The sequence below is a fragment of the Caballeronia sp. Lep1P3 genome, assembly GCF_022879595.1.
Taxonomy (GTDB): Bacteria; Pseudomonadota; Gammaproteobacteria; order Burkholderiales; family Burkholderiaceae; genus Caballeronia.
Genome location: NZ_CP084265.1, coordinates 56925 through 83786 on the forward strand (window position 1 = coordinate 56925; position 26862 = coordinate 83786).

The following is a 26862-nucleotide window of genomic DNA, read 5'->3' on the forward strand; positions in this document are numbered from 1 at the left end:
GCTCAACGGAGTCCGCAATGCTCGGCATCACCGGTTTCGCCTTCTTTCTCGTCGCCGTCTTTCTGCTGAACGTCACGCCCGGTCCCGACACCGCGTATATCGTCGGGCGCAGCGTCGCGCAGGGACGCGGCGCGGGCATCGTCTCGGCGCTCGGCATCTCGGCGGGCTGCATCGTGCATACGCTCGCTTGCGCCTTCGGCCTCACGGCCATTCTCGCGGCATCGGCGACGGCGTTCACCGTCGTCAAGATCGCCGGCGCGATGTATCTGATCTACCTCGGCGTGCGGCTCGTCTTCGCGAAAGACGACGCGGCGAGCGAGGCGGCATCGGCGCAAGCGAGCGCGAAGTCCGCGCCGAAGTCGCTGCGCCAGCTCTTCACGCAAGGGTTCGTCACCAACGTGCTGAACCCGAAAGTCGTGCTCTTCTTCGTCTCGTTCTTCCCGCAGTTCGTCGCCGCCGACAGTCCGCACAAAACCCTCGCGTTCCTCACGCTCGGCCTCGTGTTCATCGCGATGAGCACGGTCTGGAACAGCTTCGTCGCGTGGATCGCGGGCAGCGTCACTGAGCGTTTCTCGGGCAAGCCTGGCGTGAAAAAGTGGCTGGATCGCGGCGTGGGCAGCGCGTTCGTCGGCCTCGGCATCAAACTGGCGACATCGCACAGATAGTTGAATTATTCGCGGACGCCCCTATCTAACGTTTTGCTTACAATGGCCGTCCCGGTCGATACCGCCGGGACCACCGCGCGAAGTGCGCACCGTATTCAGGGAGAGGGAGCACCGCATATGTTCAACTGGGTCAAAACCGCGATGCTGATGGCAGCGATCACGGCCCTTTTCGTCGTGATCGGCGGGATGATCGGCGGCTCGAAAGGCATGATGCTCGCGCTGATCGTCGCGCTCGGCATGAATTTCTTCTCGTACTGGTTCTCGGACAAGATGGTCCTGCGCATGTACAACGCGCAGGAAGTCGATGAAACCACCGCGCCGCAGTTCTATCGCATGGTGCGCGAACTCGCCACGCGCGCGCAATTGCCGATGCCGCGCGTCTATCTCATCAACGAAGACGCGCCGAACGCGTTCGCCACGGGCCGCAATCCGGAACACGCGGCGGTCGCGGCGACCACCGGGATTCTGCGCGTGCTGTCCGAGCGCGAAATGCGCGGCGTGATGGCGCATGAACTTGCGCACGTGAAGCATCGCGACATCCTCATTTCGACCATCTCGGCAACGATGGCCGGCGCAATCTCCGCGCTCGCGAACTTCGCGATGTTCTTCGGCGGACGCGATGAAGAAGGCCGCCCGGCCAACCCGATCGCCAGCATCGCCGTTGCGATTCTCGCGCCGATCGCGGGCGCGATGATCCAGATGGCGATTTCCCGCGCGCGCGAATTCGAGGCGGACCGCGGCGGCGCGGCGATTTCGGGCGATCCGCAAGCGCTCGCGAGCGCGCTCGAGAAAATTCACGCGTATGCGTCGGGCGTGCCGTTCCCGGCAGCGGAAGCGCATCCGGCCACCGCGCAGATGATGATCATGAATCCGCTCTCCGGCGGCGGCATCGCCAATCTGTTCTCGACGCACCCGTCCACCGAAGAGCGCGTCGCGCGTCTCATGGAAATGGCGCGCACCGGGCGCATCTGAACGCAAGCGTCTTCGCGGCGCGTTGCACGAGAGGCCGCTCCGGGCGTATGGGAGCGGCCTTTTTTCGCTGATGGAACCGCTCGGCGCACGAACCGGGCGCATTTGCCGCGCACGTTACAATCGTCGTTTGCACGCGTGCGCAAGCCGCAGAACTCCCGCATCCGACATGACCGACAAGCCTTCCCGGCGACACGCCGCCGCGCATCAGCCGTCGCGCGCCGCATCGCGCATGAGCACGCTGCATCTCGCGCCCGACTCGCTCGCGTTCGCGCTCGATGGCGCGGCCCAGGCCGTCGGCGCCGTGCGCGCCGGCTCGGCCTTGCCCGCCGCCATTCAGACGGTCGTCGCAACGGCTGGGCACGCCGCGGCGCGCGGGGCGATTCAGGACATCGCGTATCGCGCGATGCGCCGCCTCGCGCTCGCCGATGCGCTCCTGCACAAGCTCGTGCGCAAGGCGCCGCCGCCCTACGTCGGCAACGTGCTGACGTGCGCGTTCGCCCTCCTCACAGACGACGAAGCCCACGCCGCGTATGCGCCGTTCACCGTGGTCGATCAGGCGGTGAGCGCGATCGCCGCGCGGCGCGAGTTCGCGTTCGCGAAAGGGCTCGTGAACGCGGTGCTGCGCAACTTCCTGCGCGAGCGCGATTCGCTCGTCGCGGAAGCGTCGCAAAGCCCGGTCGCGCGATGGAACTATCCGCAATGGTGGATCGATTCGGTCGAGCGCGCTCAGCCCGATGCATGGCAGCGCATTCTCGAAGCGGGCAACGTTCAGGGTCCGCTCACGTTGCGCGTGAACGCGCGGCACACGACTGTCGACGCCTATCTGGACGTTCTGAAGGCCGCGCACATTGAGGCTCAAGCCGCTGGCGCGCAGGCGGTGCGGCTTAAAACGCCGATGCCCGTCGATCGCATTCCCGGCTTCGCGCAAGGCGTCGTCTCCGTGCAGGACGCGGGCGCGCAGCTCGCGGCGCAATCGCTGAATCTTCGCGACGGCATGCGCGTGCTCGACGCGTGCGCCGCGCCCGGCGGCAAGACGGGCCACATTCTCGAACTGGCGGATGTCGAACTCGTCGCGCTCGAAAGCGACGCGGACCGCGCGGGCCGCATCGCGCAGAACCTGGAGCGTCTGAAGCTGCAAGCGCATATCCGTATCGGCGATGCAGGCGATCCGTCGCAATGGTTCGACGGCGCGCCGTTCGATCGCATTCTCGCGGACGTGCCATGTTCGGCGTCGGGCATCGTGCGGCGGCATCCGGACATCCGCTGGCTGCGCCGGTCGTCGGATATCGCGGCGCTCGTCGCGGAGCAACGGCGCATTCTCGCGGCGCTGTGGCCGCTTGTGGCGCCGGGCGGCGAACTGCTCTACGTGACGTGCTCGATCTTTCCCGAAGAGGGCGAAGACCAAGCGCGCTGGTTTGGAGCGTCGCATGAAGATGCGGTACGATTGGACGCGCCGGGGCAATTGCTGCCGACAGCGGCGCGCGCGAGCGCCGGTGCGGTCGAGAATTCACCGGACGGTACAAATGTCGAACGCTCCGCTTCCGGCGAGGACGGGAAAACGGAACCCTTCGCGGATCACGACGGATTCTTCTACGCGCGCTTTCAGAAACGGTGACGATCAAACGCTTTTTTCCGCTTCGGCTCGCGGCCGTCATCTGGACTGCGCTGGCGCTCTGGCTGAGTTTCGCCGCGGCCAGTCCCGCGTTTGCCGAGACGATCTCCGTGCAGCGCGCGTCATTGCAGGCGGACAACAACGGCTGGAGTCTGGATGCGCACTTCGACTTCGATCTCAACAGCAGTCTCGAAGAAGCCGTGAACCGCAGCGTGCCGCTTTACTTCACCATCGACTTCGCGTTGTCGCGGCCGCGCTGGTACTGGTTCGACGAAGAGCCGGTCAACGTGTCGCAAAGCATCCGTCTCTCGTATCAGCCGCTCACGAACGAATACCGCGTATCGACGGGCGGCTTGCAGTTGCGCTTCGCATCGCTCAACGAAGCGCTCGCCGTCATCAAGCATGTGACGTCGTGGCATGTCATCGACCGCAATCAGGTCCATGCGGGCGAGACGTATAACGCATCGGTGCGCATGCAGCTCGACATCGCGCTGATGCCCAAGCCGTTCCAGATCGACGCGGTCAACAACCGCGACTGGAACTTGTCCTCGGACTGGAAGCGATTCACCTTTACGGCGGCAGAACGTGCGAAATAGATTTCGGCGCGGCCGCACCGACATGAAGAGTTTTGTCGTCCGGTTGCTGGTCGCCACAGTTGCGCTCACGGCGGTCCTCTTGCTCGTGATGCTGGCGCTCGCGAGCGCGAACACCGAGTTCTTCGACCGCTACTACGGCTGGCTGTACGCCGCGAACGTCGCGGTGGCGCTCATTTTCATGCTGATCGTGGTCAGCCTCACGCTCATCATCGTGTCGCGCGTGCGGCAAGGGCGCTTCGGCACGCGGCTGCTCGCGAAGCTCGCGCTCATCTTCGCGCTCGTCGGCGTGGTGCCGGGCGCGATCATTTACATCGTGTCGTATCAGTTCGTGTCGCGCAGCATCGAATCGTGGTTCGACGTGAATGTCGAGACCGCGCTCACGTCCGGGCTGACGCTCGGGCGCGGCATGCTTCAAACGTCGCTCGCGGACTTCAGGAACCGCGGCCGTCAGATGAGCGAGCAGCTTGCGAGCGCGGATCCGTCGAGCCTCACGCTCACGCTGTTGCGCCTGCGCGATCAATTCGGCGTTCAGGACGCCGTCGTGTTCGAGCGTCCGCGCGATCAATACAATCGCGATGACCTGAGCGCCGGCGGCGCGTCGCTGCGCGTGCCCGGCTTGCGGACCATCGCGCAGGCGTCGGGCAATTACTACGCGCTCCTGCCCGAAAACGAGCCGACTGGCGCGATGCTGAAAGAGGCGCAGGATCATCCGTTCGGCGCGATAGAAGGCGAAATCGACGGCGATCCGAAATCGACCGGGCCGAAGGGCGCGCTGCGTCTGCGCGTCGTCACGAAGATTCCCGATCCCATCAACACGACCGAATTCCAGCACGTCGACCGCTTCCTGCAGATCGAGCAGCCGGTGAGTCAGGAACTCGCGCGCAACGCGGACGCGGTGCAGCGCGCGTATCGCGAGTATCAGGAAAAGCGGCTCGGGCGCACCGGCTTGCGCAAGATGTACATCGGCACGCTGACGCTCGCGCTTTTCCTCGCCACGTTCATCGCGATGATGCTCGCGCTCGCGCTCGGCAATCAGCTCGCGCGCCCGCTCTTTCTGCTCGCGCAAGGCACGAAGGAAGTGGCGGAAGGCGACTACACGCCCAAGCGCGAAATCAATTCGCGCGATGAACTCGGCTTTCTCACGCAGTCCTTCAACGCGATGACGCGCCAGCTTTCCGAAGCGCGCGCGGCGGTGGAGAACAACCGCATCGCGCTGGAACATTCGAAGGCGTATCTCGAAAGCATTCTCGCGAACCTCACGGCGGGCGTGTTCGTGTTCGACCGCCAGTTCCGCCTCGCCACCGCGAATCGCGGCGCGGAGCGCATCTTCCGCCAGCCGTTCGGCGCGCTGCTCAGTCAGCCGCTCGATCAGATCGACGTCCTCGGCGAATTCGGCGCGACGGTGAAAAAGGCGTTCGCGGAGCGCGACGCGGCGGCCATCGGCAGCGGTCGTCCGGCGGGCGATCGCGGGCACTGGCAGCAGCAGGTCGCCGTCACGGTGCCTGGCGAAAACGATCCGCTGACGCTTCTCGTGCGCGGCACGCAACTTCTGAGCGCCACTGAAAGCGACACGGAAGACGCGGAGACGACCGGCTATGTCGTCGTCTTCGACGATATCTCGGACGTCATCTCCGCGCAGCGTTCGGTTGCGTGGGGCGAAGTCGCGCGGCGGCTCGCGCACGAAATCAAGAATCCGCTTACGCCCATTCAGCTTTCCGCCGAGCGCCTGCAAATGAAGCTCGCCGACAAGCTGGCTCCGCAGGACGCCGAAGTGCTCAAGCGCGCGTCGACCACCATCGTCAATCAGGTTCAGGCGATGAAGCACATGGTCGACGATTTCCGCGAATACGCGCGCACGCCGCCCGCCGTGCTCGGCAATCTGCAACTGAACGATCTGGTCGCGGAAGTGCTGACGCTTTACGGCATAGAAGAAGGCAAGAGCCCGATCAAGGTCGATCTCGCGAAGCTGCCCGTGATTCGCGGCGACGCGACGCAGATTCGCCAGGTCATTCACAACCTGCTGCAGAACGCGCAGGACGCCGTCGCCGATGTCCCCGAGCCGCGCGTGGTGCTCGAAACGAGAACAGTAGAATATGGCGAGCCCGATGCCTCGGGTCATGCGCGCGTCGCGGTTCGGCTGAGCGTATCGGACAACGGCGCGGGCTTTCCGGCGCGCATCCTGTCGCGTGCGTTCGAGCCTTACGTGACAACGAAGGCAAAGGGCACGGGTCTGGGACTTGCAACGGTGAAGAAGATCGTCGACGAGCATGGCGCGCGCATCGACATTCGCAACCGGTCTCGAACGGGCGATGTCGTGGAAGGCGCGCAAATCTCGATTCTGTTTCTTCAACTCGCGCAAGCCACCGCCGCCGATGGCGCAACGCCTTCATCCGCAGCGGCCGCGAAACACGGAACGACAAAAGCAACAGTGCAGACAAGGGCAGCTTAAATGGCAACCATCCTGGTGGTAGACGATGAAATGGGGATCCGGGAACTGCTCTCCGAGATCCTGAGCGACGAGGGACATGTGGTGGACGTGGCGGAGAACGCGCAGCATGCGCGCGAGTACCGCTTGCAGCAGACACCGGATCTCGTGCTGCTCGACATCTGGATGCCCGACACCGATGGCGTGACGCTTCTGAAGGAGTGGGCCGCGCAGGGCAAGCTGACGATGCCCGTCATCATGATGTCGGGGCACGCGACCATCGATACGGCGGTCGAGGCGACGAAGATCGGCGCGCTCAATTTCCTCGAAAAGCCGATCGCGCTGCAAAAGCTCCTGAAGGCCGTCGAGCAGGGACTCGCGCACGGAACGGCTGCGCCGGCCATCGCGGCGGCGACGAAGCCGCCGGTGAACGCGGGCGCATCGGGCGTGGCGATCGCGGCGGCGCTGCCCACGGCATCGGCGCTCAATGCTTCGTCCACCGATGCGCACGCGAGCGGCGCGGCGCAGACTCAGGCAGGGCAGACGGCGTCGATCTCCTTCGACATTCCACTGCGCGATGCCCGCGATGCGTTCGAACGCGCGTACTTCGAGTATCACCTGGCGCGCGAGAACGGCAGCATGACGCGCGTCGCGGAGAAGACGGGACTGGAGCGCACGCACTTGTACCGCAAGCTCAAGCAGCTTGGCGTCGATCTCGGAAAGAACAAGAGCGAAGTGTGAACTGCTCGGGTAGCCGGATTTGGACGAGATCGATAAAAATCCGGCTAAAGGCTTGAGCCGCGTGCATGACTCTGCTATAGTTTCACCTCTTCGTTGGCCCGGTAGCTCAGTTGGTAGAGCAGCGGATTGAAAATCCGCGTGTCGATGGTTCGATTCCGTCCCAGGCCACCAGAATGCAAGAAGCCCGAGAGTGTCATCACTCTCGGGCTTTTTCATTTCCGGCGAGCGGTTTGCGCTTCGCTTCGAGCAAAACGGGGCGTCGAATGACGCCTCGTTTTCTCTTCTCCAGGCGGCTGCCGCTTAAAGCACGTAGCGCGACAAATCCTCGTCCTGCGCCACTTCGCCCAGCGCGCGGTCGACATACGCAGCGTCGATCTTCACCGGCTCGCCAGCGTGGTTGCCCGCCGCGAACGACACTTCTTCCAGCAGCTTTTCGATCACCGTATAAAGCCGCCGCGCGCCGATGTTCTCCGTCTTCTCGTTCACCGAAAACGCGATTTCGGCGAGGCGGCGGATGCCGTCATCGGCGAAGTCGAGTTCCACGTCTTCGGTGGCGAGCAGCGCCTTGTACTGCTTGACGAGGCTCGCATCGGTCGAATTCAGGATCGATTCAAAGTCCTGCACGGAGAGCGAGTCCAGTTCCACGCGAATCGGAAAGCGCCCTTGCAGTTCGGGAATGAGGTCGCTCGGCTTCGCGAGATGGAACGCGCCGCTCGCGATGAACAGGATGTGATCCGTCTTGATCATCCCGTATTTCGTGTTGATGGTCGTGCCTTCCACGAGCGGCAGCAGATCGCGCTGCACGCCCGCGCGCGACACTTCCGCGCCGCCCACTTCGCTGCGCGACGCGATCTTGTCGATCTCGTCCAGAAACACGATGCCGTTCTGCTCCACGTTCTGCACGGCCTTGCTCTTGACCTCTTCGTCGTTGAGCATCTTGCCGGCTTCTTCGTCCGTGAGCAGTTTCAGCGCTTCCTTCACTTTCACCTTGCGGCGCGTCTTCTTGCCGCCGCCGATGTTCGCGAACATCGAGCGAATCTGCTCGGTCATGTCTTCCATGCCCGGCGGCCCCATGATGTCCATGCCGGCTTGCGGCACCTCGACATCCAGCTCGATGTCCTTGTCGTCGAGCGCGCCTTCGCGCAGGCGCTTGCGGAAAGTCTGACGCGTCGCGTTGTTGCTGTCGTCCTGCGTGTCGGCCGCGCCGAAACCGACCGGGCGCGCGCTCGGCAGCAGAATGTCGAGGATGCGGTCTTCCGCGCGGTCCTCGGCTTTGGTGCGCACTTTCTTCATCTCGGCTTCGCGCGTCTGCTTGACCGAGATTTCGATCAGATCGCGCACGATGCTGTCCACATCGCGGCCCACGTAGCCCACTTCCGTGAACTTCGTCGCTTCGATTTTGATGAACGGCGCGTCCGCGAGCTTGGCAAGCCGACGCGCGATTTCCGTCTTGCCGACGCCAGTCGGCCCGATCATCAGAATGTTCTTCGGCGTGATTTCCTGGCGCAGCGGCTCGGCCACTTGCTGACGGCGCCAGCGGTTGCGCAGCGCGACCGCAACGGCCTTCTTCGCGCGGCCCTGTCCGATGATGTGCTTGTCGAGTTCGGAGACGATTTCTGAGGGAGTCATGGTGGTCATCGCCGGTTTCCTTTATTCGATCGTCTCGATGACGCGATTGTGGTTGGTGTAGATGCACATGTCGCCGGCGATGGCCAGCGCCTTTTCGACGATGTCGCGCGGCGAAAGCTCGGTGTTTTCCGCGAGCGCCTGCGCAGCGGCTTGCGCATACGCGCCGCCCGAGCCGATGGCGCAAATGCCGTTTTCGGGATCGAGCACGTCGCCGTTGCCGGTGATGACGAGCGTGGCGTGCGCGTCGGCGGCGATCAGCATCGCTTCGAGCCGGCGCAGCATGCGGTCGGTGCGCCAGTCCTTCGCGAGTTCAACGGCCGCGCGCGTCAGATTGCCCTGATGCTTTTCCAGCTTCGCCTCGAAGCGGTCGAGCAGCGAGAACGCGTCGGCGGTGCCGCCGGCGAATCCGACCAGCACCTTGCCGCCATAGATGCGGCGCACTTTCTTCGCGCCGCCCTTCATGACGATGTTGCCGAGCGTCACCTGACCATCGCCGCCTAACGCGACTTTGCCGCCGCGTCGCACGGAGACGATGGTCGTGCCGTGAAATTGTTCCATGTGCGTTCCTTAACGAGACCAGAGAGCGCGCGCGGCGTCGAAAGCGACAAGCCGCGCGCAGTCGAGAATTCGATGGGATGCACGGCGCGGGGTTCCGGGCAGTGAAACTGCTCCGAACGATGGCGCCGCGCGCGCGCCTTCGCGTTGCGCGGGCGCGTCGGGATCATTTTAGGGCGGGGCGTGGTTTATCAAGTGCGCGCGCCGCATGAGCGCGATTTCGTCGGCACAAACAAAAAGGCACACGATCGACGTGTGCCTTTCTATGGCGATTCCCCGGCTTGCAGCTTTTCGCGGCGGCGCGATTCCCGTTGCGGGCGGTCCCGCGACGTTCCCGGCGCGGCGCGCGCTTCAGTCGCCGAAGAGCTTCTGGCGCAGTTCGCGGCGCTCTTGCGCTTCGAGCGACAGCGTGGCGGTCGGGCGCGCGAGCAGGCGCGGAATGCCGATCGGCTCGCCGGTTTCCTCGCACCAGCCGTAGTCGCCCGACTCGATGCGCGCGAGCGACTGCTGCACCTTCTTCAGGAGCTTGCGCTCGCGATCGCGCGTGCGCAGTTCCAGTGCATGCTCTTCCTCGATGGTCGCGCGGTCCGCCGGGTCCGGCACGATCACCGTCTCCCGCAGATTCTCCGTCGTCTGGCCGGCATTCTTGAGAATGTCCGCTTGCAACTGCTCGAGCCGGTTCTTGAAGAAGGCGAGTTGTTCCTCGTTCATGTAGTCCTTCTCGCTCATCTTCAGGATTTCGGCTTCGGTCAAGAGTTTCGTTGTCATCTGCTTGCTTCTTCAATGTAGGGCGATGTCTTCGCAACGCCCGCACTTGCGTTACCCGCATGCATGCAGCGTTTTGGCATCACGCGACACTCGATGCGGGACCGAACTCCTCTGGAAACCGATATTGGATGTTCCTCCGAAAACGAGGCATTTGCATGGCCCTTTCCGGTCCGCGGCGCGCTGTCTTTCTTGGCCCTCCCCGGCCAGCCGAGACATCGTCCGACGGGACATCCCTTCTCCTGACATCCGACGGCAAAACGCCCGAAGACACGCGCCGAACGGATCTGCCCTTCTCCAGTGGGGCTGTATTGTAACTGAACCGCAATTTCCGACTAAACCTACGGAAAACCCTGTCAAAAACTGTCGGAATTTCCAAAAATATAACGCCTGAACGTACAAAAAGCGATGTCGATTCGTGGGCGCGATTACACATCGGAAACGAAAGTCACACGAAAAACGCCGCACGCGAAATTCGCGGCGGCGTTGCGTCGTGATTCGTGTTATTCGGGCTGCACGTGCCGTCGCGCCCGCGCGGCATCGCAGTCGTAGCGAAATGCGTGCCGCGCCTTACTTCACGAGACAGGCGTCGAGGCCGTCGGTAATCAGGTCCTTCGGTAATTCGATACCGATGAACACCATCTTGCTGTTCTTCTTTTCGACCGGCATCCACTTGCTCGCGAGGTCGCTGCCCATCATCTGATGCACGCCCTGGAACACGACTTTGCGATCGACGCCCTTCATATAAAGCACGCCCTTGTAGCGCAAGAGCCGCTCGCCATAAATCTGCAGAATGCCGCCCAGAAAGTCTTCGAGGCGATTCGGGTCGAACGGCTTCTCGCTGCGATACACGAACGACTTGATCTTGTCGTCGTGATGCGCGTGATGATGATGGTGATGTTCGTGATCGTGGCTGTGATCGTGACCGCACGTCGAATGATCGTGGTCATGGTCATGCGCGTGGTCATGCGCGTGGTCATGCTCGTCTTCCGCGAGGAAATCCGGATCGATTTCCAGCTTCGAATTCAGATTGAAGCCGCGCAGGTCGAAGATTTCCTTGATGTCCGCTTCGCCGAAATTGACCGTGCGGATCGCCGCGCGCGGGTTCATGTGCAGCAGGCGATGCTTGAGCGCCTCGAGCGCATCGGCGTCGACAAGATCGGATTTCGTGATGAACAGGCGATCCGCGAAACCGACCTGACGCTGCACGACTTCGTGCTGGTCGAGCTGCGCGTTGGCGTGCTTGGCATCGACGAGCGTGATGATCGCGTCGAGCAGGAATTCGTCGGCGACCGTGTTATCCATGAAGAACGTCTGCGCGACCGGACCCGGATTCGCAAGCCCGGTGGTTTCGATCACCACGCGGTCGAAGTCGAGCGTGCCGGCCTTCTTGCGGTTCGCGAGGTCTTCCAGCGCGCGCGCGAGATCGCCGCGAATCGTGCAGCAGATGCAGCCGTTGCTCATCTGGATGATCTGCTCGTTCGTCTCCTGCACGAGAATCTCGTTGTCGATGTTCTCTTCGCCGAACTCGTTCTCGATCACGGCGATCTTCATGCCGTGCTTTTCGTTCAGGATGCGCTTGAGCAGCGTGGTTTTGCCGCTGCCCAGAAAGCCGGTCAGGATGGTTACGGGGATCATGTCGCCAGAGTCCTTGTCAATGTTCGGGAGATGCGCGGGCCGCTGCATCGAATCGACTATTGAAACATATTTGCGAAGCAGACGCCGTTGCGGGCCGCGTGTCGCGCGTAGTTTGAGACGGCTTACGCGATTTGCAACAGCAGGCCCTTGAGGTACTCGCCTTCCGGAAACGCGGTGAGCAGTGGATGATCGACGCCCGCGCCGAGCCGCTTGAGAATGCGCGCATCGACGCGGGCATCGGCGGCTGCGCCCGCGACAATCTTCTGAAACAGGTCCGCATCGATCGCGCCCGAACACGAATATGTGAAAAGCAGGCCGCCCGGACGCAGCAGCTTGAAGCCGCTCAGGTTGATGTCCTTGTACGCGCGCGCGGCGCGGTCCACGGTTTCGCGCGACGGCGCGAACTTCGGCGGATCCAGCACGATCAGGTCGAAGCGCTGGCCGTCGTCATACAGACGGCGAAGCGTCTTGAACGCGTCGGCGTCGAGCCATTCGGCCTTCTGCGCGTCGAAACCGTTCGCCTTCACGTTCTCGCGCGCGAGCGCGAGCGCCTCGCCCGACGAATCCACCGAAACCACGCGCGCCGCGCCGCCCTTGAGCGCCGCGAGCGAAAAGCCGCCCGTGTAGCAGAAGCAGTTCAGCACCTCGCGGCCTTGCGCGTTCTGCGCGACGAACGCGCGGTTGTCGCGCTGGTCGACGTAAAAGCCGGTCTTGTGGCCGTGCCGCACATCGACGTGATACCGCACGCCGCTTTCGTCGACGATAAACGTCTCGGGCGGCGGATCGCCCGCCAGCACGCCGGTCGTCTGCTCCAGCCCTTCCTTCTGGCGAATCGACACGTCCGAGCGTTCATACACGTTCGGGCAGCCAGTCGCGGCGACAAGCGCATCGACGATCGCGGGCTTCCACGCTTCGACGCCTGTCGCCATGAACTGACAGACGAGCTGCGCGTGTGCGCCATCGTCGGCGACGTAGTAATCGACGATCAAACCCGGCAGACCGTCCGCCTCGCCGAATATGAGCCGCGTCGCGCCGGTGTCGCGAACCATCGTCTGCCGATGCGCGACCGCGCGCTGCACGCGTCGCTTGAAAAAGGCGTGATCGACGGGCTCGGCTTCGTCGAAGGTCCAGACGCGCGCGCGAATCTGCGAATGCGGGCTGTACGACGCGCGCGCGAGAAAGCGGCCGTCGGCGGCGCGCACCGTGACCGTCGCGCCGGACGCGGGATTGCCGTCGATGCGCGCGATGGCGTTCGCATAAATCCACGGGTGACGGCGAACGAGCGATCTGTCCTTCGCCGGTTTGAGGGTGATGGTGTTCATTGCGGTTGTCGGAGCGGCGCGCGGCGCCGCGTGTTAGTCGCGCTTTTTCGCGCGCGGATGCGCCGAGTCGTAGACGCGAGCGAGATGCTGAAAATCGAGCGACGTATAGATCTGCGTCGCGGTGATGCTCGCATGGCCGAGCAGTTCCTGCACCGCGCGCAGGTCGCCGCTCGACTGCAGGACGTGCGTGGCGAACGAGTGCCGCAGTACGTGCGGATGCACGTTCGCCGGAATGCCGGCCATGAGCGCCATGCGCTTGACGCGCTCGCGCACGACGCCCGGCGACATGCGGTTGCCGCGCACGGAGAGAAAGAGCGCGTGCGGGTCGAGCTTGACGAACTGCGCGCGCACGTCGATCCAGGCGCGCAGCGCATCGATTGCCTTGCGGCCGACCGGCACGCGGCGAACGCGCTTGCCTTTGCCGAGCACGGTAACTTCGGCGCTGTCGAGGTCGAGCCAACTGATGGAGCTTTCGACGTGGCGAACGTCGAGGCTCACGAGTTCCGACAGCCGCAAGCCCGACGAGTAGAACAGCTCCAGAATCGCGTGATCGCGCAGCGCCTCGGGCGAGCCGGACTGCGGCGCGTCCATGAGCGTCATGGCGTCGTCGACGGAAAGCGCCTTCGGCAGCGTTCTCTCGCGCTTGGGCGCGCGCACGGTCGCGACGGGATTCGCGGGCATGTCGACGCGCTCCGCCAGCCATCGATAAAACGCGCGCCACGCCGACAGCCGATGCGCGATGGAGCGCGGCGACAAGCCCGCCGCATGCGCGCGCACGACGGCGCCGCGGATGTCGGTGGCAGTCAGCGTTTCCAGCGCGCGGCCCTTGGCGAGCGCGCGCAGTTCGCCGAGTTCGTAGGTGTAGCCGCGCAACGTGTGCTCGGACAGACGCCGTTCGTGTTCCAGCATCGCGAGATAGGTGACGATGTGATCGGCGGCGTTCATGTCTTTTGGGCTGAGTCGGCTCAGTTCGGCAGCAGGCGGCTCAACGCGGCGCTCGCGAGAACGCCGATTTGCGCGAGAAAGTCCGTCGCCATGCCGTCGTGGAAGCGGCGCGCATCGGGCGATCCCATCACGAGCAGACCGAACGGCGGCGCATCCGGTCCCGCTTGCGGGTCGCGCAACGCGACGAGCGCGATCGACTGGACGCCGCGCTCCGCCGATGCGCTGTCGTGCGCGCCGCTCGTCGCCGAGGCCGAATTCGGCGCGCCGAGCCACTGCGCCGCGGCAAAGCCGCTGTTCGCGCCGCAATACGGCGCGTCGAGACTGCCCGCGAAGATGCGCACTTCCTCGCCGACGTGACGCGCGAAATCCGCCTGGCGATACGATTCATCGACGTCCCACATGCGCAGCGCGGCGTGCGGCACGTCGAAGACTTCGCACAGGCCGCGGCTGATGGTCGACGGCAGCGCGTAGGGATCGCGCTGGCCGATCACGCGCACGGTCCAGCGGTTGAACTTCGCAGAGATGCTGTCGTTTTCGTGACCGTAGCGCAGGAGCTCGGCGAGACGGCGTTCGAGCTGCTTGTTCTTGTCGCGCAGCATTTCCATCTGGCGTTCCTGCAGCGAGACGGCGGCCTTGCCGTGCGGATTCGAAAGCCGGATGGTGCCGAGCAGTTCGGCGTGCTCGACGAAGAAATCGGGGTTGTCGAGCAGATAGTCGGCGACTTCGCGTGGATTCATGTTTGCCTGATACGTTGTGATGCGAGGTCCGGCTCAGCCGATGTCCGAAAGTTCGATTTCGCCTTCGAAGACCGTCGCGGCGGGGCCGGCCATGAAGAGCGCGGCGCATTCGTCGCGCGCGCCGTCCCAGCCGATCGTGAGCGTGCCGCCGTGCGTTTGGACGCGAACCGGCGAATCCAGCAGGCCGCGCCGGATGCCCGCCGCCACCGCCGCGCACGCGCCCGTGCCGCACGCGAGCGTTTCGCCCGCGCCGCGCTCATAGACGCGCAGTTTCACCGAATGACGATCGACGATCTGCATGAAGCCCGCGTTGACGCGCGCCGGAAAGCGCGCATGGCGTTCGATCAGCGGCCCTTCGGCCAGCACGGGATACGCGCTCACGTCTTCGACGATTTGAACCGCGTGCGGATTGCCCATCGAGACGACGGAAATCCAGCGCGTGCCACCAGCCACGTCGAGCGGCCAGAGCGTGTCGTTGCCTTCGCTTCGGCCTTCGAGACCGCTCGCATCGAACGGCACGTGCGGCGGGTCGAACACCGGCGTGCTCATGTCGACGCTCACTTCGCCGTCAGCCTGCATGGTCAGCGTGATGACGCCTTTTTGCACCTGCACGCGCACCGTGGACGCGTCCGTCAGCCCGCGATCGCGCACGAACTTCACGAAGCAGCGCGCGCCGTTGCCGCAATGTTCGACTTCGCCGCCATCGCAATTGAAGATGCGGTATTTGAAATCGACGCCATCCACGGTCGGCTTTTCGACGAGCAGCAACTGGTCCGCGCCCACGCCGAAATGACGGTCCGCGAGCGCGCGCACCTGCGCCGCAGTCAGATGGAGCGCCTGCGTGTAGCCGTCGAGCACGACGAAGTCGTTGCCCGCGCCCTGCATCTTGGTGAACTTGAGTTTCATGGCCGCTATTGTATGTGAGCCCCGACGCGACGTTTCGCGCCGCTTGCGGCTCAGTAGAAACTCGCCTCGCCCGGCGGCCGCGTCTTGAAGCGCTTGTGAACCCAGTAATACTGTTCCGGGATGCGCGGAATCTGCTCTTCGAGGAAGGCGTTCATGCGGCGCGCGTCGGCCTCGTCGTCGCCGGTCGGGTAGTTGTCCCACGGCTCGAAAATCTTCAGCCGATAACCCTTGTAGTTCGGCAGCACTTCGCCGATGAATGGCACCACTTGCGCCTTGCCCGTCTTCGCGAGCCGGCCGACGGCCGTCAGCGTGCATGTCTGGATGCCGAAGAAGGGCACGAAGGTCGAATTGCGCATGCCGTAGTCCATGTCGGCGCCGAGCATCACGGGCTTGCGGTCGCGCAGCCAGCGCAGCACGACGCGTGCGCTGTCCGCGCGGCTCGCCATGTCCGCGCCGAAGCGCGCGCGCTGCGTTTTCGCGACTTCCTCGATCTGCGGATTCGAAAACGGCTGATAAAGCGATCCGCACTGCCGATGCAGCGAGTAATTGAGAAAGATCGATCCCGCCTCGATGCCGACGAAGTGGAAGCCGAGAAAGAGCGTCGGCGGAAGATTCGGGTCGGTGAGATCGACGGCGCTGTCCAATTGGATCAGCTTTTCGAGCTTCTTCGCCGAGCCGAACCATTGCACGCTGCGCTCGACATAACTGCGGATCGCGTGCCGGAAGTGCTTCTGCGCGACGTCTTCGCGGCGCTCGGGCGACCACTCGGGGAAACAGAGCTTTAGATTCGTATGAACGATGCGCTTTCGGCGGCTCGGAATCTGATAGAGCAGCCAGCCGAGGCCATCGCCGAAACGCGCGGTGATGCCATATGGAATGACGGCCAGAAATTTGAGAAAGCCGATGGCGAATGCAATCCCGATACGCCCTAACACGATGTGCTCCAGCGAACAGAAAGGCGGCCGCTGCGAGCGGAATATTGGCGCGGGACGAATGGCTGCAAGCGTTCGGCTCTTTGATACAAGGGAAAACCGGTATAATAAAACCTTCGCCGAGTTAATGGACAACTTGCGGGGCGAAGCCGGCTAGAAGCTCGATGCATGCATCGGCTGCGTGCCGGAAAAGGACATCCGCTAAAGCGTCGCCGCTTCAGACTCCCACGAAGTCGGCTACGTGAATTTCAACCGTACTCAAAGGAGTCTGAAGCGTGTCGCACGACTACCTCTTTACTTCCGAATCCGTTTCCGAAGGCCACCCGGACAAGGTCGCCGACCAAATCTCCGACGCCATTCTCGACGCCATCCTGTCTCAGGACAAATACTCGCGCGTCGCTGCCGAAACCCTCTGCAATACCGGTCTCGTCGTCCTCGCAGGCGAAATCACGACCAGCGCGAACGTCGATTACATCCAGATCGCGCGCGACACCATCAAGCGCATCGGCTACGACAACACCGATTACGGCATCGACTATCGCGGCTGCGCGGTGCTCGTCGCGTATGACAAGCAATCGCCGGATATCGCGCAAGGCGTGAACAAGGCGCACGACGACAATCTGGATCAGGGCGCGGGCGACCAGGGCCTGATGTTCGGCTACGCGTGCGATGAAACGCCCGAACTGATGCCGCTGCCGATCCACCTGTCGCACCGCCTCGTCGAGCGTCAGGCGAACCTGCGCCGCGATGGCCGCCTGCCGTGGCTGCGTCCGGATGCGAAGTCGCAAGTCACCGTGCGTTATGTCGACGGCAAGCCGCACTCCATCGACACCGTGGTGCTTTCGACGCAGCACGCGCCGGACATCGAGTTGCCGCAACTGCGCGAAGCGGTGATCGAAGAGGTCATCAAGCCGACGCTGCCGAAGGAACTCATCAAGGGCGACATCAAGTTCCTCGTGAATCCGACCGGCCGGTTCGTGATCGGCGGCCCGCAAGGCGATTGCGGTCTGACGGGCCGCAAGATCATCGTCGATACCTACGGCGGCGCGGCTCCGCACGGCGGCGGCGCATTTTCGGGCAAGGATCCGTCGAAGGTCGACCGCTCGGCCGCTTACGCGGGCCGTTACGTCGCGAAAAACGTGGTGGCGGCGGGTCTGGCATCGCGCTGCCTGATTCAGGTTTCGTATGCGATCGGCGTGGCGCGCCCGACCTCGGTGATGGTCAACACCTTCGGCACGGGCCGCGTGTCGGATGCGGAAATCACGAAGCTCGTGCTGGAACACTTCGACTTGCGTCCGAAGGGCATCATTCAGATGCTCGACCTGCTGCGCCCAATCTACGAAAAGTCGGCGGCATACGGCCACTTCGGTCGCGAAGAGCCGGAATTTTCGTGGGAAGCGGCGGACAAGGCGCTGTTGCTCGCGGAAGCGGCAGGCACCGAACCGGTGGTGCGCGTGGCGTAACCTGCGGCGATTCGGCAGCAGCGAAACGGCAGGCCTTGCGCCTGCCGTTTTTTTTTCGCCATCCGCGCCGGGCGCGTGCGACAGAAGCGCCGGAAAAAAGCCAAAAAAAAGCCCGCCTAGTTGGCGGGCTGAATCCATATCAGGAGGAGACATGGAGGAGACAGTTCCAATCATACACAGCGGGTTGATGCGACGCAATAGAATTTTTAGTAAAAACCCCTATGGCGTCGAAGTGTGGCATCTGCGCGTCACTTTTTGTCGCAAGCGCGGATGCAACGCGGGTCAGCCGGCCAATGACAGCGCAAGAAACGGCGCGTAACCTCGTGGACGCGGCTCTACAGTCGATGCGTACCCCAAAGCCGCCGAGGTCATCATGAATTGCCCGTCCAGCATCGTCTTCCACGATTCCCTCAACCGTCGCTACGAATCCGACGAAAGCCGCTGGCAGGCTGTCGCCGGCCGCGACGCGGGCGCCGATGGCGCCTTCTTCTTCGCCGTCCGCACGACCGGCGTGTTCTGCCGTCCGTCGTGCGCGTCGCGGGCACCGCGTCGCGAGAACGTGACGTTTTTCGCGACGACCGACGAAGCCGCCGCCGCCGGTTATCGCCCGTGCAAGCGCTGCCAGCCGACGAGCCTGCCGCGCGAACTCGCGATCGTCGAGCGCGCCTGCAAGGTCCTCGACGCCGATCCGCATGAGCGCATGACGCTCGCGCAACTGAGCGATGCCGTCCACGTCAGCCCGTTTCATCTGCAAAGAGTTTTTTCGCGGATCGTCGGCGTTTCGCCGCGTCAGTATCAGGCCGCCCGGCGCGCGGACGTCCTTCGCGATGCCTTGCAGCGCGGCCACGACGTGACACGCGCGACACACGACGCCGGCTTCGGCTCGCCATCGCGGATGTACGAGGCCGCGCCCGCCGATCTGGGCATGACGCCGTCCGCGTATCGTCGCAAGGGCGCGGGGCTGACGGTGCGCTTCGCCACGGCCGCCACGCCGCTCGGCGCGGCGCTCGTGGCGGCGACGGACAAGGGCGTCTGCAAGATCGCGTTCGGCGACGACGCCGCAACGCTCGTCGATCAACTCGCGGCGGATTTCTCGCAGGCGGAACGCGTCGAAGACGGCGCGCGGATGGAGCCGTTCATCGCGCGGATTCGCGCTTATCTGCAAGGCACGCGGGAACAGCTCGACTTGCCGCTCGACATCGGCGCGACCGCGTTTCAGCGCCGCGTGTGGGACGCGCTGCGGCGGATTCCCTACGGTCAGACGCGCAGCTATACGGAGATCGCCGCGTCGGTCGGGACGCCGGGCGCGGTGCGGGCGGTGGCGAATGCGTGCGGGTCGAATCCGGTCGCGCTGGCGATTCCGTGTCATCGCGTGATCGGCAAGGACGGCGCGATTGCCGGCTATCGCTGGGGCGTGTCGCGCAAGGAAGCGCTGCTGGACTCGGAGCGCGCGCGCAGCGAGACGGGTGACGCGGCGTGAGCGTAGGGCGCATCGCGGAAACGCTCGGCGTCGGATAGGCGCGCGGGCGTCGTTTTGTGTGCGAGGGCGACTCGTGCGCCTTGCTGAACGAGGATGTCATTCATGCCCCGGTCGCTCCTGCGTTGGACCAGCGTGTCCAGCCCGCCTACGACGCGCGCTAGACCGGCAGCGCCGTCCTGATCGCGAATCGCCAGCGGTCGGACCGATGCCCGCATCCTTTCTGCGCCCGAAGAGCGCGTCCAACGCGCCTGTGAACCGCCCAGACCAACAGCGCCACCCAAGCACTGCGTAAGCGCCGTCCTGATCGCGAATCGCCAGCGGTCGGACCGATGCCCGCATCCTTTCTGCGCCCAAAAAGCGCGTCCAACGCGTCTGTGAGCCGCCCAGACCGACAGCGCTATCCAAGCACTGCGTAAGCACCGTCCTGATCGCGAATCGCCAGCGGCCGGACCGACGCCAGCATTCTTTCTGGACCCGAAGAGCGCGTCCAACGCGTCTGTGAGCCGCCCAGACCAACGGCGCCACCCAACCACCGCCCACTCCCGAAACGCCCGCCCTCACCCCAACGCACACACCCCATTTCGCGCCCCCAAACACCCCGCCCGACGCGTCGCAAAACGCGCAAATCCTTGCCTGGCTTCGCCTCAAGCACGCGCCACACCGAGATGTTAAAGTGCCCGCTACCCGAAAAAATGACCGGGCGTGAGTTGCTCGCGCTCTTCGCATAACGCTTCAATGGCAAACGAAAATCCCGCTCACCCCGCAGCCCGCGCCTATCGGCGCAGGCTTGCCGCGCTCGCGTCCGGCCCGCACGCCGACGCGTTGCGCCAAGGCTTGCGCGGCATCGAAAAAGAAAGCCTGCGCGTGAGCCCGGACGGCAAGCTCGCGATGACGCCGCATCCGCGGTCATTCGGATCGGCGCTGACGCATCCGCTTATCACAACGGACTACTCCGAAGCGCTCATCGAACTCATCACGCCGACCGAAGCCGACCCCGCGCGCGCGCTCGAACGGCTCGACGCGATTCATCGTTTCGCTTACGCGCATCTCGGCGACGAGTTGCTGTGGAACAACTCGATGCCCAACGCGCTGCCGCCCGACGACGAGATTCCGCTCGGGCTTTACGGCACGTCGAACATCGGCAAGCTGAAGCACGTCTATCGCAGCGGGCTTTCGCTGCGCTATGGCCGCACGATGCAATGCATCGCGGGCATCCATTACAACTATTCGCTCGACGAGACCGTGTGGCGCGCGTGGCAGTCGCTCGATCCCGGCAGCGCGCTGTCGGCGCAGGACTTCCGCTCGGAGCGTTACTTCGCGCTGATCCGCAACTTCCGCCGCACGAGCTGGCTTCTGATGTATCTGTTCGGGGCGTCGCCGGCGCTCAACAAGCGTTTCGTCGACGGCAAGCCGCATCAGCTCGAAACGTTCGACGCCGACACGCTTTATCTGCCGCACGCCACGAGCCTGCGCATGAGCGATCTCGGCTACACGAACAATCCCGCGCAGGCCGACCTGCTGCCGAGCTATGACAATCTCGACGCCTATCTCGACGTGCTCGCCAAAGCCGTGAGCCAGCCGTATGCGCCTTACGAAGCCATCGGCACGCAGCGCGACGGCGAGTGGGTGCAGATCAACACCAACGTGCTGCAGATCGAAAACGAGTTCTATTCGACCATCCGCCCGAAGCGCGTCACGCGTTCCGGCGAGCGGCCGCTGCATGCGCTCGCCGAGCGCGGCGTGCAGTACATCGAAGTGCGCTGCCTCGACATCGATCCGTTCGCGCCCGCCGGACTCGCGCTCGAAACCGCGCGCTTTCTGGACGCGTATCTGCTGTACTGCGCGCTGGAAGACAGCCCGCTTTTGCCGCGCGAGGCGAGCGTCGAAGCCAACGACAACTTCAGCGCAATCGCAAAAGAAGGTCGCAAGCCGAATCTCATGCTTCAGCGCGATGGCGCGCCCGTGCCGATGCAGCAATGGGCCAACGAACTGTTCGAAGCCATCGAGCCGGTCGCGGCCACGCTCGACGCGCTCTGCGGCAACGACGACCACACGCGCACGCTCGCCGCGCTTCGCCCGCGCCTGGCGGACGCGTCGCTAACGCCGTCGGCGCGCGTGCTCCAGACGATGCGCGACAAGCAGCAATCGTTCGACGCATTCGCGCTGGACCTGAGCCGCCAGCACGCGCAATATTTCCGCGACCGTCCGCTGCCGCCCGACGAAGCGCGCGAAATGGAAGCGCTCGCGGCGAAATCGTGGGCCGATCAGGTCGCCATCGAGCGTGCGGACACCGAACCGTTCGACGCCTTCGTCGCCGAGTATCGCGACTACAAGCTGACGCGCGTCGGCGCTTGACACGGCGGCACGGCAAAATGTTCCGGCGCTCGTGTCGTATCGCCGGCAAGAAATACGCGTTTTGCAACAGAGGGCAACGCGCAGAACATGGCCAGTTGCGGCCGGTCGAACATCGGCGTTTTATCGACTAACGGGGATGCGATGAACTATCGACTCATCGGCGCGGCTGCGTCGCTCGCATTGATCGCAGGCTGCGCGACGGAAACGCAGGTCAGCAGCCAGGTGATGGAACAAGCCACCGCGCCGCTCACCTGCATGAGCAAGCTCGAATGCGACGCGTGGTGGGCGCGCGCGCAGGTGTGGGTCACGAACCATTCCGAGTACAAGCTGCAGGCCATCACCGATTCGATCATCCAGACGAGCGGCCCGTCGAGCGGCAAGCGCGCGCTCGCCTATCAGATCACGAAGACGCCGAGCAACGAAGGCACCGCGACGATCGGCTTCGCGGCGCACTGCGACAGTCCGCTCGGCTGCGAACCGAATCCGTGGCAGGCGGGCGCGGACTTCAAGCAGTTCGTGCGCAACGGCTCGTCGCGGCCGGTGAGCGCGACGCCGCAAGCGGTGCAGTCGCCCGCGCCTGTTCAGCCACAAGCGCAGCCACAGCCGCAGCCGCCGCAGGCCATTCCGCTCAATCTCGACAGCCAGCCGGCGCAGTCCGTCACGCCGCTCGATCCGCAATGACGCGCGTGCGTCAGTGACCCATCGAGGCCGACGCGCCCTTTTTCGGACGCGTCAGCCACACCATCGCGGCAAGCACGAGAAACGCATAGAACGAAATGCGGAAGAAGTCGTTCGTCGACATCATGTACGCCTGCGCCGCCACGACGCGCTCCATCTGCGCGCTCAGCGCCTGCCCGGACAGGCCCAGACTGGAAAGCAGGTCCGAGTAAGCGGTCGTGCCTTGCGAATAAGCGGTCACGGATTCGGTGAGTACCGCGTGATGCCGGATCATGTCGTTTTCCCAGAACGTCGTGCTGACCGCCGTGCCGATCGCGCCGGATAGCGTGCGCAGAAAGTTCGACAACCCCGCCGCGCCCGCGAGCCGGTCGTCGGAGACGCTGGATAGCGTGATCGTCGTCATCGGCACGAAAAAGCACGCGACGCCGATGCCCTGAATCAGCCGCGGATACACGATCTGGTGAAACGGCGTATCGAGCGTGAACGTCGAGTTCCAGTAGGACACGAACGCGAACACGATGAACGCGAAGCTCGCGACCACGCGCAAGTTCATGCGATGCATGTTCTGCCCGATCATCGGCGAGAGCACGAGCGCGAGAATGCCGACGGGCGCCGTCGCGAGCCCGGCGAGCCACGGTGTGTAGCCGAGCACGGTCTGCAACCACAGCGGCAGCACCACGACCGACCCGAAGAACGCGAGAAAGCCGAGCGACGTGATGAGCACGCCCATCGCGAAATTGCGGTCGCGGAAAAGCGAGAGGTCGATGACCGGCTCCTTCTCCGTGATTTCCCACGCGAACATGAACGCGAGCGAAATGGCCGCGACGATCGCGAGCGTCACGATGAAGGTGGAGCTGAACCAGTCGCGGTCCTTTCCGAGGTCGAGCATCATCTGGAGGCTCGACACGCCGATCACGAGCAGCGTGAGGCCGACGCCATCGATGCGCTGCTTCGTGGTCTTCGTCTCGTGGCCGCGCAGGACGAAGTACGCGATGGCCGCGGACAGCACGCCAATCGGCACGTTGATATAGAAAATCCACGGCCACGTGTAGTTATCGGTGATGTAGCCGCCCATCACCGGGCCGAAGATCGGCGCGACGATGACGGTCATCGCCCAGAGACCAAGCGCGAGCCCGCGCTTTTCCGGCGGATAGCTGCGCATGAGGATGGTTTGTGACAGCGGAACCATCGGACCGGAAACGAGGCCTTGCAACAGCCGGAACGCGATCAGCGACTCGAAGTTGTGCGCGAAGCCGCAAAGCGCCGATGCGACCGAAAACAGCAGCACGGAAATAGTGAAAAGTTTTACCTCGCCGACGCGCCGCGCGAGCCAGCCGGTCAACGGCACCGCAATCGCCGACGCCACCGAATACGACGAAATGACCCATGTGCCTTCGCTCGTCGCGACGCCGAGACTGCCGGAAATCGTCGGCACGGCGACGTTGGCAATCGACGTGTCCAACACTTCCATGAAAGTGCCGAGCGCGAGGCCCATCGTCAGGAGGGCGAGAACGCCGCCCACGAGCGGAGTCGGGGCGGGCGGGGCAGCGTGTTCGGTGGTCGCGGTCGTCGACATTGTTATTATGCTCCAGCGCTTTGATTTGAGTGTCGCGGCATTCTCTGCCCAGACAGTGAAATGAGCAACCGATGCCGGCATGCAGTCGGTCGTTCGTGCTATTCGATGTCGTCGAGACCGCAGCCCGCGACAGCGTCCATCGGCGAATTGCCGACGATGCGCGCGAGCATCGCGATCAGCAGATCGAGTTCGGCGCGGCTGAATCCGTGCAATTGGTCGTTCAGCACCGCCGCGCCGATGGCCGGCAGCCGCGCGGCGGCGTCGTGCCCGCGCTCGGTCAGCCGAAGCTCCACGATGCGCCGGTCCGCGTCGCTGCGCGTTCGCGTAACGAAGCCTTTCTTCTCGAGCCGGTCGAGCATGCGCGTCATCGAGCCGCTGTCATACGACATCTCCCGCGACAGCTCGAGCGGCGTGCGCGCGCGCCCCGACGCCAGCGACAGAATCACGCCGATTTGCTGCGACGTCAGATCCAGCGGCTTGAGCGCCTGGTCCGTGCGCGCGACGAGCACGTTGCGCGCCTTCGCGAGGTGGTAGCCCAGACTCGTTTCGAGCCGGATCGTGGCGGGGTCGTAGAGCGGTTCGCTGTCCATTCGGTTTGGCGTCGGCGCGGCGTGCCGCGAAACAACATTTCCACAAAAAGCAATCGGCAGTATCTTGAAAACTGCTTGCATAGTCAATATTATTCTATGCAACGAGTTATGCGCACGACGCGCCGCCCGAGACCATGTTTTAACGCCAGCCGCGTCGTCGAGACGACGCCCCAAGGACCCACCGATGACCCGCTTCGCCCGCACCGCCCGCCGACGCTTCGGCCACGTCAGAAGCACGATTGCCAACGCCTCCCGTCACTTCGTTCCGTCGAAGCTGACTTCGTGGAAGCTCGCGTTGTATTTGATCGTGTTCCTGCTGCCGGGCGGCTCGTTCGCGGTGCTGGCGATGGGCTGGTTCGAAAACCGGCAAAAGCGGCAAAAGCGCAAAGGCGCGGCGCCCGCCAAGCAGGAGAGCGCCTCTGCGCGCGGTCTGCTGCCCGCGCCCTGTTCGTCCACCGGCCGCTGAGTCGCGTCATCGCCGGCCTGCGCGGGCGATCATCCCGAAGTAACGCGCCGTAACCGATTCCCGCCGCCGCGTAACACCCGCCTTACGGTCGAGCCGTTACCCTAACGTCTGCCCGACGCCCGCGCCGAAGCGCCGATGCCGCTCACTCAACCACGCGGGCGTTCCGTTACTATCTCGGCTGACCGCGTTCGCCACGCCGTACCTACCGCACGAACCGCCGCCGACAGGATTCCCGACAAGCAGATGCCGTACCGTCCCGCCGCTTTTCCCACGCCCGTTATTCGCGGCGCTTCCCGCACAGCGCGCCGTCTGAGCGCCATCGCGATTGCCGCAGCGTGCGCGCTGTCCGTCGCGGGCTGCGCGGTCGGCCCGAACTACCAGCGTCCGTCCACGCCAGTGCCGGCCGCCTACAAAGAAGCGCCGGAAGGCTGGAAGGTGGCGCAGCCCGCCGACCAGTTCGATCGCGGCGACTGGTGGACGATCTACGCGGACACGCGCCTGAACGATCTGGAGACGCGTCTGAACGCATCCAACCAGAGCATCGCGCAGTATGCGGCGGCGTACCGGCAGGCGCGCGCGCTCGTCGGCGAGGCACGGGCGTCGTATTTCCCGACCATCGGCGCGTCGGCTTCCGCATCGCGTGCCGGCTCCGGCGCAAGCAGCCGCACGACGACTACCGCATTCACCAACCGCAGCACGGTCAGCAACGACTTCAACGTGGCGCTCGACGCGACGTGGGAGCCAGACCTGTGGGGCAGCATCGGCCGGACGGTGAACGCGCAGAAGGCCGGGCAGCAGGGCGCCGCAGCCGATCTCGCCAACGCGCGTCTTTCCGCGCAGGCGACACTCGCGCAAGACTACTTCCAGCTTCGCTCGCTCGACGCGCAGCAAAAGCTGCTGGATGAAACCGTCGCCGCTTATCAGCAATCGCTGAAGCTCACGCAGAATCAGTACGCGCAAGGCATCGTCGCGCGTTCGGACGTGATTCAGGCGCAGACGCAGTTGCAGTCGGCGCAGGCCACCGCCATCGACAACGGCGTCGCGCGCGCGCAGTACGAACACGCGATTGCGGTGCTGATCGGCGAGCCGGCGTCGACGTTCTCGATTCCCGCGATTCCGCTCGACGCCACGCCGCCGACCGTGCCCGCCGCGATGCCGTCGGCGATTCTGGAGCGGCGTCCGGATGTCGCTTCGGCCGAGCGCAAGGCGGCGGCGGCGAACGAGCAGATCGGCATCGAGATCGCGGCGTACTTTCCGTCGCTGACGCTGTCGGCGCAGGGCGGCTTCGAGAGTTCGGTGCTGTCGCAATTGCTGCGCGCGCCGTCGCGTTTCTGGACGCTCGGCCCCGATCTCGCCGCGACGCTCTTCGACGGCGGTCTGCGCGCCGCCCGCACGGAGGCCGCGCGCGCCGTATACGACCAGAGCGTCGCGACGTATCGGCAGACGGTGCTGACCGCGTTCCAGGACGTCGAAGACAATCTGGCCTCGCAGCGCATTCTGGAGCAGGAGATCGTCGTGCAGCAGCAGGCGGTCGAATCCGCGCAGCAGGCGCTCGCGATCATCAACAATCAGTACAAGGCGGGAACAGTTGCGTTCATCAACGTGCTGACCGCGCAGACGACCGCGTTCACCGCGCAGCAAAAGCTCGCGAATATCGCGGGGCAGCGGATGGTGTCGTCGGTCGGGCTGGTGAAGGCGCTGGGCGGCGGCTGGGATGCCGCGCAGATGGATCGCGAGGCGGGCGGCGTTCAAGCGCCGGCTGCGGCTTCGTCGACCGGAACGGCGGCGGCCGGCGGCTGACCGAGCCGCCGCCT

Annotated in this window: 23 protein-coding genes and 1 tRNA gene; 13 read left to right on the top strand and 11 right to left on the bottom strand. The window is 64.4% G+C overall.

The window, feature by feature from the left end:
* The first annotated feature begins 17 nt into the window (after positions 1-17).
* The 7 genes from LDZ27_RS00235 to LDZ27_RS00265 all read left to right on the top strand — a co-directional run bounded on the left by LDZ27_RS00235 (position 18) and on the right by LDZ27_RS00265 (position 7182).
* A complete protein-coding gene (locus tag LDZ27_RS00235; protein ID WP_244814801.1) occupies positions 18-665 on the top strand; it encodes a LysE family translocator in 648 nt (215 codons plus the stop codon).
* A gap of 117 nt (positions 666-782) precedes the next feature.
* A complete protein-coding gene (gene htpX / locus LDZ27_RS00240) occupies positions 783-1637 on the top strand; it encodes a zinc metalloprotease HtpX (protein ID WP_244814802.1) in 855 nt (284 codons plus the stop codon).
* A 166-nt stretch (positions 1638-1803) separates the two neighbouring features.
* On the top strand, positions 1804-3252 hold the full coding sequence (gene rsmB, locus LDZ27_RS00245) for a 16S rRNA (cytosine(967)-C(5))-methyltransferase RsmB (protein ID WP_244814803.1): 1449 nt from the start codon (positions 1804-1806) through the stop codon (positions 3250-3252).
* Positions 3249-3845, top strand: a complete 597-nt coding sequence (locus LDZ27_RS00250) for a DUF4390 domain-containing protein (RefSeq protein WP_244814804.1) — start codon at positions 3249-3251, stop codon at positions 3843-3845. The genes rsmB and LDZ27_RS00250 overlap by 4 nt, the downstream gene beginning before the upstream one ends.
* 22 nt (positions 3846-3867) lie before the next feature.
* Complete coding sequence (locus LDZ27_RS00255; RefSeq protein WP_304657148.1) at positions 3868-6294, top strand: PAS domain-containing sensor histidine kinase; 2427 nt, start codon at positions 3868-3870, stop codon at positions 6292-6294.
* Positions 6295-7011: a response regulator transcription factor EsaR gene (gene esaR, locus LDZ27_RS00260; RefSeq protein ID WP_244814806.1), complete on the top strand. Its 717-nt coding sequence runs from the start codon at positions 6295-6297 to the stop codon at positions 7009-7011. It abuts the gene before it with no gap.
* Positions 7012-7106: 95 nt separating this feature from the next.
* Positions 7107-7182 (top strand) — tRNA-Phe (locus LDZ27_RS00265).
* A 129-nt stretch (positions 7183-7311) separates the two neighbouring features.
* Here the strand turns inward: LDZ27_RS00265 and hslU are convergent.
* The 9 genes from hslU to LDZ27_RS00310 all read right to left on the bottom strand — a co-directional run bounded on the left by hslU (position 7312) and on the right by LDZ27_RS00310 (position 16443).
* The gene (hslU, locus tag LDZ27_RS00270; RefSeq protein ID WP_244814807.1) at positions 7312-8649 is read right to left on the bottom strand and encodes an ATP-dependent protease ATPase subunit HslU; all 1338 of its coding nucleotides are present in this window, start codon (positions 8647-8649) and stop codon (positions 7312-7314) included.
* Between the two features lie 12 nt (positions 8650-8661).
* Positions 8662-9198: an ATP-dependent protease subunit HslV gene (gene hslV, locus LDZ27_RS00275; protein ID WP_244814808.1), complete on the bottom strand. Its 537-nt coding sequence runs from the start codon at positions 9196-9198 to the stop codon at positions 8662-8664.
* Positions 9199-9546: 348 nt separating this feature from the next.
* On the bottom strand, positions 9547-9963 hold the full coding sequence (gene dksA, locus LDZ27_RS00280; protein WP_061122132.1) for an RNA polymerase-binding protein DksA: 417 nt from the start codon (positions 9961-9963) through the stop codon (positions 9547-9549).
* A 567-nt stretch (positions 9964-10530) separates the two neighbouring features.
* A complete protein-coding gene (locus tag LDZ27_RS00285; RefSeq protein ID WP_244814809.1) occupies positions 10531-11598 on the bottom strand; it encodes a GTP-binding protein in 1068 nt (355 codons plus the stop codon).
* A gap of 122 nt (positions 11599-11720) precedes the next feature.
* On the bottom strand, positions 11721-12920 hold the full coding sequence (locus LDZ27_RS00290; protein WP_244814810.1) for a class I SAM-dependent rRNA methyltransferase: 1200 nt from the start codon (positions 12918-12920) through the stop codon (positions 11721-11723).
* A gap of 33 nt (positions 12921-12953) precedes the next feature.
* Positions 12954-13865 (bottom strand): tyrosine recombinase XerC, encoded by a 912-nt coding sequence (xerC, locus tag LDZ27_RS00295; RefSeq protein ID WP_244814811.1) that lies wholly within the window; start codon positions 13863-13865, stop codon positions 12954-12956.
* Positions 13866-13885: 20 nt separating this feature from the next.
* On the bottom strand, positions 13886-14602 hold the full coding sequence (locus LDZ27_RS00300) for a DUF484 family protein (protein ID WP_244814812.1): 717 nt from the start codon (positions 14600-14602) through the stop codon (positions 13886-13888).
* A gap of 33 nt (positions 14603-14635) precedes the next feature.
* Complete coding sequence (dapF, locus tag LDZ27_RS00305) at positions 14636-15508, bottom strand: diaminopimelate epimerase (RefSeq protein WP_244814813.1); 873 nt, start codon at positions 15506-15508, stop codon at positions 14636-14638.
* 50 nt (positions 15509-15558) lie between these two features.
* The gene (locus tag LDZ27_RS00310) at positions 15559-16443 is read right to left on the bottom strand and encodes a lipid A biosynthesis lauroyl acyltransferase (protein ID WP_244814814.1); all 885 of its coding nucleotides are present in this window, start codon (positions 16441-16443) and stop codon (positions 15559-15561) included.
* A 272-nt stretch (positions 16444-16715) separates the two neighbouring features.
* Here LDZ27_RS00310 and metK point away from each other — a divergent pair, with 272 nt between their 5' ends.
* The 4 genes from metK (at position 16716) to LDZ27_RS00330 (ending at position 22419) form a co-directional block, all read left to right on the top strand.
* Positions 16716-17903: a methionine adenosyltransferase gene (gene metK / locus LDZ27_RS00315; RefSeq protein ID WP_244814815.1), complete on the top strand. Its 1188-nt coding sequence runs from the start codon at positions 16716-16718 to the stop codon at positions 17901-17903.
* Between the two features lie 373 nt (positions 17904-18276).
* Positions 18277-19383: a bifunctional DNA-binding transcriptional regulator/O6-methylguanine-DNA methyltransferase Ada gene (ada, locus tag LDZ27_RS00320; protein WP_244814816.1), complete on the top strand. Its 1107-nt coding sequence runs from the start codon at positions 18277-18279 to the stop codon at positions 19381-19383.
* Positions 19384-20118: 735 nt separating this feature from the next.
* Complete coding sequence (gene gshA / locus LDZ27_RS00325) at positions 20119-21738, top strand: glutamate--cysteine ligase (protein WP_244814817.1); 1620 nt, start codon at positions 20119-20121, stop codon at positions 21736-21738.
* A gap of 141 nt (positions 21739-21879) precedes the next feature.
* A complete protein-coding gene (locus LDZ27_RS00330; RefSeq protein WP_244814818.1) occupies positions 21880-22419 on the top strand; it encodes a hypothetical protein in 540 nt (179 codons plus the stop codon).
* Between the two features lie 10 nt (positions 22420-22429).
* Here LDZ27_RS00330 and LDZ27_RS00335 read toward each other — a convergent pair whose 3' ends face one another.
* Both LDZ27_RS00335 and LDZ27_RS00340 read right to left on the bottom strand, forming a co-directional pair.
* On the bottom strand, positions 22430-23992 hold the full coding sequence (locus LDZ27_RS00335; RefSeq protein WP_244814819.1) for a DHA2 family efflux MFS transporter permease subunit: 1563 nt from the start codon (positions 23990-23992) through the stop codon (positions 22430-22432).
* 98 nt (positions 23993-24090) lie between these two features.
* Positions 24091-24582, bottom strand: a complete 492-nt coding sequence (locus tag LDZ27_RS00340) for a MarR family winged helix-turn-helix transcriptional regulator (RefSeq protein WP_244814820.1) — start codon at positions 24580-24582, stop codon at positions 24091-24093.
* A gap of 184 nt (positions 24583-24766) precedes the next feature.
* Here LDZ27_RS00340 and LDZ27_RS00345 point away from each other — a divergent pair, with 184 nt between their 5' ends.
* Both LDZ27_RS00345 and LDZ27_RS00350 read left to right on the top strand, forming a co-directional pair.
* A complete protein-coding gene (locus LDZ27_RS00345) occupies positions 24767-25048 on the top strand; it encodes a hypothetical protein (RefSeq protein WP_244814821.1) in 282 nt (93 codons plus the stop codon).
* A gap of 243 nt (positions 25049-25291) precedes the next feature.
* A complete protein-coding gene (locus LDZ27_RS00350; protein ID WP_244814822.1) occupies positions 25292-26848 on the top strand; it encodes an efflux transporter outer membrane subunit in 1557 nt (518 codons plus the stop codon).
* The last annotated feature ends 14 nt before the right edge of the window (positions 26849-26862 follow it).